The 15,502-nt window shown below is 59.9% G+C and carries 13 protein-coding genes; 8 read left to right on the forward strand and 5 right to left on the reverse strand.

The window, feature by feature from the left end; all coding sequences use genetic code 11:
• Positions 1-21: 21 nt before the first annotated feature.
• Positions 22-813 carry a DeoR/GlpR transcriptional regulator gene (locus tag FY152_20990; protein ID UXS34585.1) on the reverse strand — a complete coding sequence of 264 codons (792 nt, stop codon included), beginning with the start codon at positions 811-813 and terminating at the stop codon, positions 22-24.
• Between the two features lie 460 nt (positions 814-1,273).
• Complete coding sequence (locus FY152_20995; protein UXS34586.1) at positions 1,274-2,512, reverse strand: ROK family transcriptional regulator; 1,239 nt, start codon at positions 2,510-2,512, stop codon at positions 1,274-1,276.
• 261 nt (positions 2,513-2,773) lie between these two features.
• Here FY152_20995 and FY152_21000 point away from each other — a divergent pair, with 261 nt between their 5' ends.
• The 4 genes from FY152_21000 (at position 2,774) to FY152_21015 (ending at position 7,711) form a co-directional block, all read left to right on the forward strand.
• Positions 2,774-3,841 (forward strand): sugar ABC transporter substrate-binding protein, encoded by a 1,068-nt coding sequence (locus FY152_21000; protein UXS34587.1) that lies wholly within the window; start codon positions 2,774-2,776, stop codon positions 3,839-3,841.
• A 269-nt stretch (positions 3,842-4,110) separates the two neighbouring features.
• On the forward strand, positions 4,111-5,196 hold the full coding sequence (locus FY152_21005) for an ABC transporter permease (GenBank protein ID UXS34588.1): 1,086 nt from the start codon (positions 4,111-4,113) through the stop codon (positions 5,194-5,196).
• The gene (locus FY152_21010) at positions 5,193-6,008 is read left to right on the forward strand and encodes a sugar ABC transporter ATP-binding protein (GenBank protein UXS34589.1); all 816 of its coding nucleotides are present in this window, start codon (positions 5,193-5,195) and stop codon (positions 6,006-6,008) included. Before FY152_21005 ends, FY152_21010 begins: the two co-directional genes overlap by 4 nt.
• A 98-nt stretch (positions 6,009-6,106) precedes the next feature.
• Positions 6,107-7,711: a carbohydrate kinase gene (locus FY152_21015; GenBank protein ID UXS34590.1), complete on the forward strand. Its 1,605-nt coding sequence runs from the start codon at positions 6,107-6,109 to the stop codon at positions 7,709-7,711.
• A 25-nt stretch (positions 7,712-7,736) separates the two neighbouring features.
• Here the strand turns inward: FY152_21015 and FY152_21020 are convergent, their stop codons facing one another.
• From FY152_21020 to FY152_21030, 3 genes are read right to left on the reverse strand one after another with little or no spacing between them, the layout of a single operon-like run.
• Complete coding sequence (locus tag FY152_21020) at positions 7,737-8,558, reverse strand: DeoR/GlpR transcriptional regulator (GenBank protein ID UXS34591.1); 822 nt, start codon at positions 8,556-8,558, stop codon at positions 7,737-7,739.
• 60 nt (positions 8,559-8,618) lie between these two features.
• Complete coding sequence (locus FY152_21025) at positions 8,619-9,392, reverse strand: SDR family oxidoreductase (GenBank protein UXS34592.1); 774 nt, start codon at positions 9,390-9,392, stop codon at positions 8,619-8,621.
• 10 nt (positions 9,393-9,402) lie between these two features.
• Entirely contained in the window at positions 9,403-10,671 is a 1,269-nt protein-coding gene (locus tag FY152_21030; protein ID UXS34593.1) for a 6-phosphofructokinase, read from the reverse strand.
• A gap of 497 nt (positions 10,672-11,168) precedes the next feature.
• Here FY152_21030 and FY152_21035 point away from each other — a divergent pair, with 497 nt between their 5' ends.
• From FY152_21035 to FY152_21050, 4 genes are all read left to right on the forward strand, one after another.
• Positions 11,169-12,185 (forward strand): hypothetical protein, encoded by a 1,017-nt coding sequence (locus tag FY152_21035; protein UXS34594.1) that lies wholly within the window; start codon positions 11,169-11,171, stop codon positions 12,183-12,185.
• Between the two features lie 114 nt (positions 12,186-12,299).
• The gene (locus FY152_21040) at positions 12,300-13,586 is read left to right on the forward strand and encodes an extracellular solute-binding protein (protein UXS34595.1); all 1,287 of its coding nucleotides are present in this window, start codon (positions 12,300-12,302) and stop codon (positions 13,584-13,586) included.
• Positions 13,587-13,803: 217 nt separating this feature from the next.
• Complete coding sequence (locus FY152_21045; GenBank protein UXS34596.1) at positions 13,804-14,670, forward strand: sugar ABC transporter permease; 867 nt, start codon at positions 13,804-13,806, stop codon at positions 14,668-14,670.
• Positions 14,667-15,500, forward strand: a complete 834-nt coding sequence (locus tag FY152_21050; GenBank protein UXS34597.1) for a carbohydrate ABC transporter permease — start codon at positions 14,667-14,669, stop codon at positions 15,498-15,500. The genes FY152_21045 and FY152_21050 overlap by 4 nt, the downstream gene beginning before the upstream one ends.
• Positions 15,501-15,502: the final 2 nt, after the last annotated feature.

Consider the following 15,502-nt stretch of genomic DNA (forward strand, 5'->3'; position numbering starts at 1 on the left):
GATCTACGTGGAAAGGAAGGTTCACGTCGCGATGACGAACTTTTTGCGCAGCTTCTCTGGCGCCGCGTCGATGATGGTTTTCGAGCCGCTGTCGGTGACAACGATGCCGATATCTTCGATCTTGCCGACAACGGACAGGCTGCTCTTTGTGAGCTTCGAGTGATCGGCAACGACAATCGTCCGGCGTGAGACCTCGATCATGACCTTCGCGATGCTTGCGTTGACGGGTTCAACGGTACAGACGAGACCGCGGTCGACGTCGATCGACGCCGCATTCAAGATGAGCTTGTCGACGTTGAACTGCCGGATGAACTGCTCTGCCAGCGGTCCGCGGAAGGAATGGTTCGTGTCGGTGTATTCACCGCCAACAGAATAAATCTTGTGATCACCCTGGCGCGTCAGCTCGGCAACGATGTCGAGGCCGTTCGAGATGATCGTGAGGTTCTTTCGACCCGCGAGCATTTTCGCGACTTCCAGCGCGGTGGTGCCCGCATCGAGCAGGATCGTGTCTCCATCCGAAATCATTGCGACAACGGTGGCAGCAATTGCAGCCTTTTCAGCCTGCTTCCACACCAGACGAGCAGAGTTCGTCGCATCTTGCGCTACCTGGTTGAGCCCGACTGCGCCGCCGTGAGTTCTGCGAAGAAATCCCGACTCCTCAAGCTCGACGAGATCGCGACGAGCGGTCGCCACAGATATGTCAAAACGCTCAGTCAGGGTTTTGAGGTCAACGAAGTTCTGCTCACGCAGAAGCTCGACGATCTTGGCCTGCCTGCCTTCTGCTTGTGTCGGTATTGGCTGGATCTCGTTCATGTCGTGATGCTTCTCGTTCATTTGTGAGCGTTATCTATCGGCCTTGGATGACATCAATATGACAAAAGAGGCCATAAAAGTAGGTATAATGGATTTTGCAGGGCACCAATTCGATGCTGCAATGCGCTTTGCTAATGAAATATGAGCGATATCGTTCACGCTTAGGGCGGCAAACCAATAGAAGCGGGTAAGCGCTCAAACCCGTTTCGTAGGCGCTGTCTCGGTTAGAAGGGCGCAGCCTTCGGCTGCGCGGTGATCGCGTCCGTCTGTGTTTCTTCGAAGGAAGCTGCCATAAAGTGCAGGTGAGAGATTTCCGCTCTTAGCGGTAATCACGCTGATCGGCTGTGGTCATATGGTCGAGAGTTTTTCAGCACCGGTTTCCCGGCGCCGGCCAATCGAGCAAGTCCTGCTGTGCGAGCCAACGTTGTTGAGCGCGTGACGGCGCACGCTTTCTCGTGCACTAGAGCGCCGGGCGTGCACTATGACGCAAGATCACCATTTCGACGTTCTGTGCCTTCATCTGTTCCTCAACCACGAGGATCGCAGCGCCCATGATGCCCGCGTCGGGGTCCGGGGGCGAGATCACCAGTTCCAGCTCCCTGGTCGCCAGCGGAAGCGAGCGCTTGTAGACGAGTTCGCGTATGCCGGCGAGAAGGTGGTCGTTGGCGATGGCCAGTGTCCCGCCGATTACGATCATCTGCGGGTTCAGGATGCTGACGAGGCTCGTCATGACCTCGCCGAGAATACGGCCGGATTCCCTGACGAGGTGAATGGCAAGCGGTTGGCCAAATTCGACCAGCCGGGTCACATCGCGGGCGGTATGCGCCTCGATGCCCTCTTTGCGCAGCTCGCGTGCGATCGCCCAGCCGGCGGCGCGCGCTTCGACGCAGCCGATCTTGCCGCAGCGGCAGAGCGGTGCGGGTTCGCGCGCGAACTGGATATGGCCGATATCACCCGCCGCGCCCTGGGCGCCGCGATAAAGGCGGCCTTCGGTGATGATGCCGCTGCCGATGCCCGTCCCGACCTTGACGAACACCATCTCGCTCACATTCGTCCGTCGTTGCCGATGGTCGCTCAAGGCCAGAAGGTTTACGTCGTTTTCGGCGTAGACGGGAACACCGAATCTTTCTTCAAGATGTTGCCTGATTTCGAAATTGTCCCATCCGACCATTACGGAAGGACCGACGACCCGGCCGTTGGCGTAATCGACAGGAGCAGGCAGGCCAATGCCGATGCCCAGCACGTCGCCGGTTGTTTTGCCAATCTTCGCTAAAAGCACCTCGAACTGCTCTTCGATCCAGTTGAGAACCACAGCGGGGCCGCGCAGAATATCGAATGTTTCCGAGATTTCCGTCAGGATTCGCGGCTGCAGGTCGGTGACGGCGACGCGGATATGCTGCTCGCCGATATCGGCGGAGAGGATGACAGCAAAGTCGCGGTTCAGATCAAGGGCGCGTGTCGGGCGTCCGCCGCTGGGAAGCGTTTCCTCTGTCTCGCGGATCAACCCCGCATCGATCAGGCTCGCGAGCTTCTGATGTACGGTCGCCCGCGAAAGGCCGGAAAATTCGGTCAAGGCGCTGCGAGAGCGGGCGCGACCCGATCCGACAAGCGACAAGAGCGCCGCGCTTGCCTTGATCGCGTTGAGATCGCCTTGCCATTCGCGAGCCGTAGACCCTTGTCCGGAGGTTGTGCTTGCCATTGCCAGTTCCCGTTCCTCAGAGCGTCTCCGAGTGTCTGGCACGCGGCCGAGCGATTTGCGAGGCTGCCTGCCAGGATTTCGCACAAAATCCAGACATATTCCGGAATTTGCAATCTTGAACATGATATATGTATAAAAAAATACAAAACAATAAACAGATAATGTTGACAGTATGCATAATCACGTTCAGTAATAATCGCGCCAAGACCGATTATGTCCTCCGAACGGGAGGGAGCGCTTGGCAATCTGGGAGGATTTCACATGAAGTTTTTTGTAAAACCCGCTTCTGCGGGCAATTTTGCCATGTCCAGACGTCTCGGTCCTGCAGCGCTCGCTTTTGGTGTGAGCCTGGCGTTTGTTCCCGTGAGCGCACAGGCCGAGGACATCCTCATCGGCGTCATCACCAAAACCGAAGCCAATCCGTTTTTCGCCAAGATCCGCGAAGGCGCGACGTCGAAGGCCAAGGAACTCGGCGGCGTGAAGATCCAGAGTTTCGCCGGCAAGTTCGACGGTGACAATGAAAGTCAGGTTGCCGCCGTGGAAAACCTGATCTCCGCCGGCGCAAAAGGCATTCTGATGGTGGCGAGCGACACCAAGGCTGTGGTGCCAGTGGTCGAGCAGGCCCGCAAGGCAGGTATCCTCGTCATCGCGCTCGATACGCCACTCGAACCTGCCGATGCCGCAGACGCGACCTTTGCCACAGACAACTTCAAGGCTGGGGAACTGATCGGCTCCTGGGCCGCCAAGACGGTCGCCGACGCTTCCAAGGCGAAGGTCGCCTTTATCGATGCGCTTGAAAACCAGCCGACGGTGGATGTTGCCCGCGACCAGGGCTTCATGAAAGGCTTCGGTATCGATCCCAAGGATGTGACGCGTTACCTCGATGAAGACGACGCGCGCATCGTGGGTCACCAGTGGGGGCAGGGATCGGAAGAGGGCGGCCGCACCGGCATGGAAACCCTTCTTCAGAAAGACAGCGATCTGTCCGTCGTTTACACCATCAACGAGCCGACCGCCGCTGGCGCTTATGAAGCGTTGAAGGCAACGGGCAAGCAGGACTCGGTCATAATCACCTCCGTGGATGGCGGCTGCCCCGGCGTCAAAAACGTCAAGGCGGGCGTCATCGGCGCGACCTCGATGCAATATCCATTGAAGATGGCGTCTCTCGGTGTTGAGGCGATCGTCGAATATGTGAAATCCGGCAAGAAGCCTGAGGCAAGCCCCGGCCTGCCGTTCTTCAACACCGGCGTCACGCTCGTCACCGACAAGCCTGTCGCCGGCGTTGAATCGATCACCTCCGACGAGGCTCTGAAGGCCTGCTGGGGTTGAGTGGCTTTGACGCCCCGTCCTCTCTCTGCCTGCGGGGCGTCATTCCCGGCAAGATTTGTGTCCTTCCGGACAACTCCCGGGAGCAAGGCATGGCTTTTCGGCCCGGAAACCAAACGGCCATGTCTTGCAAACTTTACCGTAACAGAACGCCGCATGTCCCCGTGGATGTGAAAAAAGGCGCTAAACCGTGTTGAATCTGTGCATCGCATTTTCCGGCAGGCGATCCGGTATCAGGGCCGGTGCCGCAGACCTGCGAAGGGTGTATCTCCATGAATGAACCCAGCAAACATGCTTCGGCGGGTCCGACAGGCTTTGAGACCGGTCTGACAGGAAGCGAGACATCGCACGCCGTATTCGAGGATCAGGACACGAACCCGCTTCGCAGGCTGCAACGCTTCCTGCACGGCAATCCGACAGTGGTGCCGTTCATCGTGCTGGCAGCCAGCATCGCGGTCTTTTCCATGGTGGTTGGCTCCCGGTTCTTTCAGCCTTTCAATCTTTCGCTCATCCTCCAGCAGGTCACCATCATCGGCATTATCGGCATCGCCCAGACGCTGGTGATCCTGACGGCGGGCATCGACCTGTCGGTTGGCGCCATCATGGTATTGACTTCGACGCTCATGGGTCGCCTTGCCGTTACGGCCGGGTTGCCACCGGAACTCGCTTTCCTTATCGGCCTTGGAGGCGGGCTGGGCTGCGGCCTCATCAACGGGTTTCTCATCACCTATGTGCGTCTCCCGCCTTTCATCGTCACCCTCGGAAGCTGGAGCGTTTTTGGTGCGCTGAACCTCTGGTATTCCGGCAGCCAGACCATTCGCAGCCAGGAAGTTGCAGAGGTTGCACCGATCCTGCAATGGATGGGAGCCGCGATGCAGTTCGGCGGCGCGCGGATCACGCTCGGCACGGTGCTGATGCTGGCTCTTGCCGCTCTCGCCTGGTACGTGCTCAACCGCACGGCCTTCGGCCGCCATGTCTATGCAACGGGTGACGACCCGGATGCGGCGGCGCTTGCGGGCATCGATACGCGCCGCGTGCTGCTGGCCGTTTATGCCTGTGCGGGTCTCATCTCCGCCATCGGCGCCTGGGCGTTGATCGGCCGTGTCGGCGCAATCAGCCCGACCTCCGGATCGACCGCCAATCTGGATTCGATCACCGCGGCGGTGATCGGCGGAACATCGCTGTTCGGCGGACGTGGCACCATCGTCGGTACTTTGATCGGCGCCCTGATCGTCGGGGTCTTTCGCAATGGCCTCGCGCTCGCCGGTCTCGATGCGCTGTGGCAGGAATTTTCGGTGGGCATTCTGATCGTGGCGGCCGTCGGCGTCGACCAATGGATCCGGAGGGTTTCGACATGACGCGCGAACTTGCGCTCGAAGGGCGCGGCCTGACCAAGCGATACGGCAATGTCGTCGCCCTCAACGGTGCGGATTTCGAATTGCGCCGCGGCGAAATTCTCGCCGTGATCGGTGACAACGGTGCCGGAAAATCCACTCTCATCAAGGCGCTTGCGGGCGCGGTTATACCCGACAGCGGTGAAATCCGGCTGGAAGGCAAGCGCGTCGATTTCAGAACGCCGATGGATGCGCGCTCCGCCGGCATCGAAACGGTGTTTCAGAACCTTGCGCTCTCGCCAGCGCTTTCGATCGCAGATAATCTGTTCCTGGGACGTGAAATACGCGTGTCCGGCGTCAACGGATCGGTGTTTCGGCTGCTCGATCGCGCCCGCATGGCGAGCGAAGCGCGGCGACATTTGTCGAACCTCGGTCTGATGACGGTGCAGGATATTCACCAGAGCGTTGAAACGCTGTCCGGCGGGCAGCGGCAGGGTATTGCCGTGGCGCGTGCCTGCGCGTTCGGTGGGCGCGTCGTCATTCTCGATGAGCCGACCGCAGCTCTCGGGGTCAAGGAATCCCGCAAGGTTCTCGACATGATCCTTAGCATTCGCGACAAGGGCCTGTCGATCGTCCTTATCAGCCACAACATGCCGCATGTGTTTGAAATCGCTGACCGTATTCACATCCACAGGCTCGGCAGGCGGGCGGCCGTCGTCAGTCCGGAAGACGTCACCATGTCGGATGCCGTGGCGATCATGACCGGCGCCATGGCTGCTGCCGATCTCGATCCGCCGGGCCGGCGCACCCATGCCGCTGCCAGCCCGACAATGTGAAGAATGGCAGTGTTCCACTTCCCCCCAATTGCGAGATCCCATGCCCCTGAATGATGCCCACACCATATTTGCCAGCAGTCTCGAGGGGGCGTGAGCGCATGACCGATACCTATATGATCGGCATGGATTTCGGCTCGGAATCGGCGCGCGGCATTCTCGTCAATGCCCGCACCGGCGCGCAGGAAGGCCATCATGTCCATCCGTATCGCAACGGCATTCTGACGCATTCGCTGCGCGGTCGAAGCCTGCCCGCCAATTTCGTGCTCCAGGTCGCAGACGATTACACGGAAGCCGCCGAGATCATTCTGTCGGCGCTCGGCAACGGCCGTAACATTGCGGGGATAGGTATCGATTTCACCGCATCTTCCCCCATGCCCGCACGCGCCGACGGCACGGCGCTTTCAGTGCTTTATCCGGATGAGCCGCATGCCTATGTGAAGCTCTGGAAACATTCGGCGCAGGCTCATGCCGATGCGATCAATGCCTTGGGCGGTGATTACCTTGGAAACTTCGGCGGGAAGCTCTCCGGTGAATGGATGCTTGCCAAGGCGGCGCAAATGCGTGCTGAAGAACCCGCTTTGTGGGCCGAAACCGGGCGTTTCATCGAGGCGGGAGACTGGCTGGTCTGGCAGCTGACCGGCAACGAGGCGCGAAGCCTCGACTTCGCCTCCTACAAGGCGCAGTTCTCCCGGGAAACCGGCTATCCGCAAGACGTGGTGCCGGGGCTTGCGGAGCGTCTTTCAAAACCGCTTCAGGTCGGTAGTCCGGCCGGTTCCCTGACGCAGGAATGGCGTCGCCGTACCGGGATTACAGGTGACGCCGTCGTTGCGGTTTCGGTTATCGACAGCCATGTCGTGCTGCCTGCGGTCGGCGCCGTCGGTCCCGGTGTTTTTGTCGGCGCGCTCGGAACCTCTGCCGGTTTTCTCATTCTGGACGGCGAGGGACGCGGCCTGCCGCCGGGGCTCGAAGGGGCGGCCTTTGGTGCCGCCCTGCCGGATCTGTGGTGTTACGAGGCGGGGCAGGCGGCGTTCGGCGATATGCTGGCCTGGTATGTGAAGACTTTTCCGCGCGATGACGACCTTTCCCGTAACTTCGCCCTGCATAATGAGGCGGCGCAGGCGGTCAGTCCGGGCGAGGGCGGTGTTCTCGCGCTCGACTGGTTTGCGGGAAACCGCATTCCGCTGGCCGACTCCATGCTGTCGGGATTGCTGGTGGGCCTCAGTCTGAAATCGACCTCGGCCGGAATCTACCGGGCGCTGATCGAGGCGCTGTGTTTCGGCACGCGATCGATTCTGGATATGGCGATAGCGGGCGGTGTGCCGATCAGCCGTATCGTGATGACGAGCGGTCTGGCCCGCAGCAACCCGTTTCTGGTGCAGACGATGGCGGATGTGTTCGGGCGCACGATCGAGGTTCCTGACGTGGAGAACCCGACGGCGCTCGGCGCGGCAATCCATGCGGCGGTGGCGGCCGGGATCGTTGGCTCTTTTGCCGAAGGCGCTGAAAGGCTCGGTGCGCGCAGCTTACGCGAATTTGTGCCGAACCTGCGGCATTTCGAAAAATACGAGACGCTTTATGCCGAATATCGCCGGCTTGCGGCGGACGAGGAGCTCCGGCGAGCCATGCGCTCGCTTCATCTGTTTGCCGCACGTCAAAATGCACATTCGCAACCGCAGTCGCCGAACGCCGAGGCGGCACAGTGAATTTGGCGATGAAAACGGCGGTTCGTCAGGTCAGTGGCGCAGGGGCAGCGGGCGAAACCAGCGTCACTTTGCACTCCGTCGCTTTGAGCGAGGTCATCGCATCCTGCGAAATGCCGTTATCGGTGATGACCTCATCTATCTGCGAAATATCCGAAAGCGTGCAGAAACCGGGCGCTGCGAATTTCGAGCTGTCGACCAGAAGCACGGTCCTGCGGGCCGCGGCGATCATGGCGCGCTTGAGCGAGGCCACTTCCAGCGAGGTTTCCGTCAGCAGCGTGCCGGTAACAGCCGAAGCCCCCGTCATGCAGATATCGGCATGCAGCGTTTTGATGAAGCTTTCCCCCGGCTCGCCAGCAAGATGGCGATGCCCGGGCCGCACCGTGCCGCCCGGCAGGATGGTGCGCCAGGATTTGATGTCGGCGGCGAAATCGGCGATCTGCAGGCTGTTGGTCACCACCGTCAAGGGAAGGTCGCGTTCGGCGGCGGCCCGCACCGCCTCCATAACCGTCGAGGAGCTGTCGAAAATGACGCTGTCGCCGGCACTCAGCCGCTCCGCCGCCTCGCGGCCTATCGCAACTTTTTCCGCGTGCTGAAGCGCGGCATTCACCGTCATCTCCCGTTCGAAGGTCGCACGCATCGGCTGCAGCAGATGCGCGCCGCCGTGGGTGCGCTCGAGATAGCCTTTTTCCACCAGATGCTCGAGATCACGCCGCACGGTCGATTGCGATCCGCCGATCGTATCCGCGAGCTCCTGAATGCCCGCCGCGCCATTGATGCGCAGGTGCTCCAGAATAAGCGCCCGTCTTTTGGCGGGAACCATATCAACACGCTTGCTCGAAGACTCCATACAATCACCCGGTTTTCGGCCCGTAGAAACGCGCCGATTCTCTCCAATGTCCGTCAAGCTCTACCAAATCGTGTATCCGCAATCCACTGCAACGATTGTGCCCGTCATGGCGCTGGCGGCGTCCGAAGCCAGAAACAGAATGGGCGCGGCGATCTCATCCGGTCTTGCGACGCGCTTCATCGGCGTCATCTCCATCCAGACCGGCATCAGGGTTTCGTCTGAAAAGCCGCCGCGCGACATGACGGTGTCGACATAGGTGGGCGCAACGCAATTGACCCGAACGCCGCGCTCAGCCCATTCGCCCGCGAGGCAGCGCGTCATGTGGTGAACGGCGGCTTTGGCCGTGTTGTAATGCACTTGCCGCTGTGGCTTGTTGGAAATCAGTCCGGACATCGAACCGAGGGTGACGATGGAGCCGTGTCCGCGCGCCAGCATCGGCCGGGCAAATTCACGGCATGACCAGTAAGCGCCGTTGAGATCGACATCCACCACCTTCAGCCAGACCTCGTCGCTCATCTCTTCGCCCGGCGTGTCCGGCCAGGCGATGCCGGCATTGGCAATCAGGATGTCGACGGCGCCGAAGCGGTCGTTGGCGGCCCGCGCGGCCTCGGCGACGGCTTTCGCATCCGTTACATTGAGCTGCATGGCATCCGCCGCATGGCCTCGTGCCTTCAGTTCCGACAGACCCGCCTCCAGCACTTCGGCATTCATGTCGGAAATGATGACATGCGCGCCTGCTTCCGCCAGCGCTTGCGCCGTCGCAAGGCCGATGCCGCGCCCGCCCCCGGTGATGAAGGCAGTTTTTCCATCCAGACGAAATCGTTCGAGAAACATCGTTTTTCCTTCAGGCCTGTTTGAGGGCGGCGGGGGCGGTTGCGACGCCGGGATTTCCGAGAACGAGAAGGCACCCGGCGGTGAAACTGTCGCCGAGGCCAAGCGTGGTGGCGGGCTTTTCAACATAGGGCGAAGCGCAGGCAACAAAGGTCCAGCGGCCTTTCCGCACGCGATTATCGAAGGGCAACGCGTGGAACTGCGCCAGCGCATCGGTACGGATCGCGTTTGCCGGCTCCCCATTGGCGGCCCGGGCGCTGGCAATGGCGCATCCGGCCATCAGCGCCAGTTCCTCCTCGTCGGGGTCGTTGCGTGTCACAGCTGCCGCCCAGGTGTCGGCATGCACGCAGACGCGGTCTATATCCAGCCGGTCTCCGAGAGCGATCAGCGCCTCCATCGGATGCTGGGCGGTGCTATCCATCGCCAGCAGTTCCGAATGACTCATGCCGAGCGAACTGATTGCGCCCCTGGCCTGATCGAGCAACTCGCTTACGGCGTCCTGCGAAGCGTAACCGGCAAGCTCGAAATGCACCGTCTTCAAGCCCGCATCCATCCAGTCGCGGCTGAGCGCAAAGACATGGCGGGCGGCGTCGCCGACATTTTCCGCGGCCTCGTCATTGAGGCCGGACAGAAGGCCGGCGGCGGCGGTGGAGGCGCGCTTTCGTGATACCGCCTCAAATGCCGCATCATGCTGGATACCGCGATCGCAAAAACGCACGATGATGCGTGTCGAACGATTGGGCGTGAGCGCACCGATTGGCTTGCCCGCGGTGAATTCGAAGATGAATATTTCAGGGATATGCCGTTCTGTCGGCGTCACTTCCGCTGCGGTTTTAAGTGCATTGCCCTCGGCCAATAAAACGCCCGGTGGGATCTGGCGAAGCTGTTGCTCATGGCGATCCTCCAGCGCCACCAGGGAGGCGACGCCGAGCCGCGAAAGCACCCAGGCGGCCTGCGGGCCGGTGCCGCCCAGCGCGTAGCGAACATCCAGATGATCGCGCAGCCATTGCGGGCCGTCCACCCAGTCGGCGCGTACTTCACCGCCGATACCCTTTGCGGCGCGCGCCAGCAACATGGCGGCGAATTGACCCGCCGGCGTTTCGGCTGGAGCATTAAGAAGCGGCTGCATATTGTGCATGTCGACCCGTGCATCGACACAGGTGGACATGCCGCACAAGAACAGCCCCGCCCGCGAAAGCGCCGATGTTCCAATCGGGCCGGAGCGCGGATCGGCGAGCGCAGCATAACGCTCCCCCCAGTCGCCTGTAAAAACGTCACCCATAGCCGAGTATCTCCTCCTCACGCGGCAATGATGTCAATTGCTACCATTATCTCTCAAATCGTCAACGAGATTTTGCGCTGAAAATGCTATTTTGCCAGAATTTGCGCAATGCAGCGCATTTTTAAAGCGGCGCAGCACATGTTTTGCGCATGCGAACGTCTTGGGTAGCGTATTGACCGCTAATTTGCCAAAAATAAAGACATTTCAAGCGTGTGGGCAGACGCCCATTGTGGCGCTGATGTTTTGTTGATGTGGCACGAAAAGACGCTGGAAGACGTTTGGACGAGTAATTTAAAATATTGATTTCTTTTTATAAAACTCGAACTTTGGAAACTTTGAGTCCTATCCTTCGGTCAAGAATATGGGGTGAGCCGCCTTCTTTTAGAGAGAAAAAGATAGCTATTGACAGAATATGAGAAGTGGCCGTTTATAAATGCAAGTCTGCGGTCGCAATAGAAGCGCTGGCAGCCGAACTCCAACATTCATTGAGGGCTACGATGGTCACGAGACTCGACAGAAAACTGGCGAATATTCGCGCAGGGCGTTACAAACCGACTGATTTTATCATTGCCGATGCAAAGGACAGCGATGTCGGCGCGGGTGTCTCCGCCACCGGTTTCGATTATTCCGTCAAGCCGCCCCGCCGTCGCACCCGCCAGGAATTCATCACCCAGATCGAGGAGATCATCGACCAGGACGTGGTCGACATCATGCTGGTGTCGCAGTCCAATCTCGATCTGCTGGACGAGCGCGGCGCGTTTTCCGGCAGCGAGGTGAAACCGGCCATTCGCGGCAATCTCGAAAGCATGTGCTGGGGTGGCGTGCGGCATGGCACCTATACACAGTCGCCATCCGTGCCGTTCCGCGATACGGGCCTTGCCCGCGCCATCGCCAACTATCCGACCTCGGGCACCGATCTCTGCCTTTATTCGGTGTGCTTCACCAACGATCTTGACCGCGACATATGCACGCTGAAAGCTTTCGCCGAGTTCCGCGCCGAAGCATCGAAGCACAATTTCAAATATTTCTACGAGGTCTTCAACCCGAATGTCGATATCGGCCTGACGCGCGAACAGACCGGCGAGTTTGTCAATGACCACATCATCAAGTCACTGGCGAGCGTGCCGCGTGCCGAACGGCCGCTGTTTCTCAAGATGCCCTATAATGGGCCGAAGGCGCTGGAGGAACTCGCCTCGTTCGATTCCGAGCTGATCGTCGGCGTGCTTGGCGGCGGAGCGGGCACCACCCGCGATACGTTCGAGCTGGTGGCGCAGTCGGAGCGTTACGGTGCGCGGCTCGCGCTGTTCGGGCGCAAGATCAATCTGGCTGAAGCACCGCTCAATCTGATCGTGCTGATGCGCGCGGTTGCCGACGGCGCCCTGAAGCCGGAAGAGGCGGTTCGCGCCTATCATGGCGAGCTGCAGACACTGGGGCTTTCCCCAGTACGCCCGCTCGCGGACGACCGCGTCATTACCGAGGACGTGCTGAAAGCGGCGGCGGCCAAGGCGGCCTGATAGCTGCCGGGTTTCGAGTGAACGCGGCTCTGGGGAGGGCCGCGACAAAATCGGGCGGCAGGTCCGCCGGCATCTTTAAACAATGCGTCTTTAAACAATAAAGGGAGGAATATGATGAGGAAGACGTTGTTTCTTGCAACGACAGTTCTGACTGCCGTTCTGTCCGCTGCTGTTGCGAGTGCCGCGCAGAAAGAAGTGACCGTATGGTCATGGTTCGTGCAAAGCACCATGAAGAAGTCGATCGCGGCCTTCGAGAAGGCCCATCCAGACGTGAAGGTGAACTACACCTATTACAATTATTCACCGGAATATATCACCGCGCTGAAGGCGGCTGCGGCATCCGGGAGTTTGCCTGACATCATCGGCCTGCAGCCGGGGTCCCTCACACAGCAATATCGCGATAATCTCGAGCCCGTAAACGACCGCGCCGCCAAACAATGGGGTGCAACATGGGAGGAGAAGATTTTCCCCGTCAACCGCAAACAGATGTTGATGGGCAATCCCGTCGGCGACAAGAATTTCTACATCATTCCCCAGGAATCGCAGGTTCTCTGCATCTGGTATAACCGCAAGCTCTTCGAAAAACACAATATCGCTGTGCCGAAGACCTATGCGGAACTGAAGGCTGCCGCCAAGACGCTGAGCGATAACGGCCTCATCCCGATGTTTCAGGGTGCTGCGGACGGCTGGCAGAACGAAAACGTCTTCCTGATGCTCGCCAACCAGTTTTCCCCCGGCATCGTCGACAAGGCGCAGGCGGGTGAAACGCCGTGGACCGCGCCGGAGCTGGTGGCTGCCATGAAGGCGTGGAAGGGCCTCTTCGATGACGGCATCTTCCAGCAGGGTGCGCTTGGCGCGCATGCCTATCCGACCGGCGCACAGCTCTTCGCACAGGGCAAGGTGGGCATGATGGCGCTTGGCTCCTGGTGGATGCAGGAAAGCAAGTTCCCGCCGCCGCTCTCCGAATATGTACAGAACATGGACGGGTTCGACTTCTTCTACATGCCTCCCGTCAAGGAGGGTAACAAGGCAAGCCCGCCGGTCGGCGGCATCGACATTGGTTACGGCCTGACGAAGAATGGCGGCAAGAATGACGCCGCATGGACCTTCCTTGCCGAACTGACCAATGGTGTCGGTCTGCAGGAGGCGCTGAACGACCTGAACGATCTGCCGGCCTTCGAAGGCCATACGCCGAAGGGCGATATTACCGACCACGTCAAGCAATTGTCGGCGCGGTTCATGGCAGATCTGCCCAAGGCCGAAAACCAGCGCTTTTCTTCGCCGGCAGTGGCCGAGGCGCTGGACAACGCCCTGGCGGGCGTATCCGCTGGCAGCATCGAAGCCGAGGCTGCGCTGGCCAAGGTGGACGAGGCGACCAAAAAAGCGCTCGCGTCCAAGTGACAGGCGGCCTCAAGATGCCGGGCGCTGCCAAATGCGCCCGGCGGGTTGAAGCGCATCGACCAAGACAAGACCTCCCAGGTGCGCTTCAACACCTTTCGATGCCGTTTCGTTTGAGGGCGGCGTGATTATCAATCGGTGAGAACCCATGCGTGCAGAAGTTTTAAGGGCCGGCGCTACGCCTGTTATCATTGAACGCAGCAGAGTTTCGAGGACGTCCATGCTTTATGTCTTCGCCCTTCCTGCCGTTCTGCTGTTCGTCGTTTTCATTGCCTATCCAATCCTTTGGGTGACGGGACAGAGCTTCTATGCGGCTTCCGGCGAGGCACGCAGCTTTGCGGGGTTTTCGAATTACGCCACGGTTCTTGGTGACCCCACCTTCTGGATCGTCGTGCGCAACATGGCGCTCTGGGGTGTCATCACCATTCCGGTCCAGATGCTGGTGGGCGGGGTGCTCGCCTGGTTCATCGAACGGCACACGGACCGTCTGCGCGGTTTCTTCCGCACCATGTTCTTCCTGCCCGTCGTCACCTCCGTTTCGGTGGTCAGTCTCGTCTGGGTGCAGATTTACGCGCCCTATTACGGCATCGCGCAGGAATATCTGAAATATGCCGGCATCGTCATGTCGACCTCGCCGATCGGCGATCCCAAAACGGCGATCTATGCCCTCATCGTTGTCAACATCTGGCAATGGACCGGGTTTTCCATGCTGATGTATATCGCCGGCATCGCCAACATGCCGTCTGAAGTGCTGGATGCGGCGCGCATCGATGGCGCGAAGGGTTTGAAACTCGCCGCCCATGTTGTGGTTCCCATGCTGGCGCCCGCCACGAAATCGTTGCTGCTTCTCGGCGTCATCGGCACGCTTCAGACCTTTCCCATCGTGCATCTGATGACCGGCGGCGGCCCGAACCGGGCAAGCGAGGTTTTCGGCACCTTCATCTTCAAGCAGAGCTTTGTGCTGGGCGATACCGGCAGCGGTGCAGCACTTTCCGTGATCGTTCTTGTCGTGGCGCTTGGCCTCTCGCTGCTGCAGATCGCAGCACTTGGCGCGCGGCTGACGCCTGCCGGAAAGGATCGGTCATGACGGCTTTTGCCCGCAACCGCGCACGCGGCCTTCTCGTTCATGCGGTGCTGTTCATCGTGCTCGGCATCTGGATGGTCCCGCAGGTCTATATGCTGTCCGTGGGGCTGAGAACGCCGGCGCAGGCTTTTGACGCCGCGCTCTTCACATGGCCCGTGACCTTCGACAATTTCATCACCGTCATCCGCGACAATCCGCTCGGCGGCATCTTCCTGAACAGCCTGATCGTGACGGTCGCGACGGTGGCGATCGTGGTCGCCGTATCATCGCTTTTTGCTTTTTCCATCGCCATCCTTCGGCTCAAAGGCACGCTGTTCCTCTACACCACGCTTCTGACCACGCTGATGGTGCCGCTTGCCTCGATGGTGTTGCCGCTTGCCATTCTCCTGAAGAATTTCGGCTGGGTGAACACCTATATCGGCCTCATATTGCCCTATGCCGCCCTTGGCGTGCCCTTCGCCATGGTCATCCTGAAATCCTTCATGGAAGACGTACCGCGTGAATTGTTCGAGGCGGCCAAGGTGGATGGCTGCAACGCCTGGCAGACCTACTGGCATGTGGCGCTGCCGCTGGTGCGCCCGGCGCTGGTTTTCGTCACCATCTGGCAGTTCATCGTCACCTGGAACGAATTTTTCTTGGCGCTGATCGTGCTGACGAAAAGCGAGATGAAGACGCTCACCATCGTGCCCATGCAATATTCCGGCCTTTACATGGCCAATCCCGGCGCGCTGTTTGCGGTGCTGACCCTGATCGCGCTTCCCCTCATTCTTCTTTATGTGCTGGTGCAGCGCGCCTTCGTGCGTGGCCTGACTGCCGGTGCGGTGAAAGGCTAGAC

The sequence above is a fragment of the Agrobacterium tumefaciens genome (assembly GCA_025560025.1).
Taxonomy (GTDB): Bacteria; Pseudomonadota; Alphaproteobacteria; order Rhizobiales; family Rhizobiaceae; genus Agrobacterium.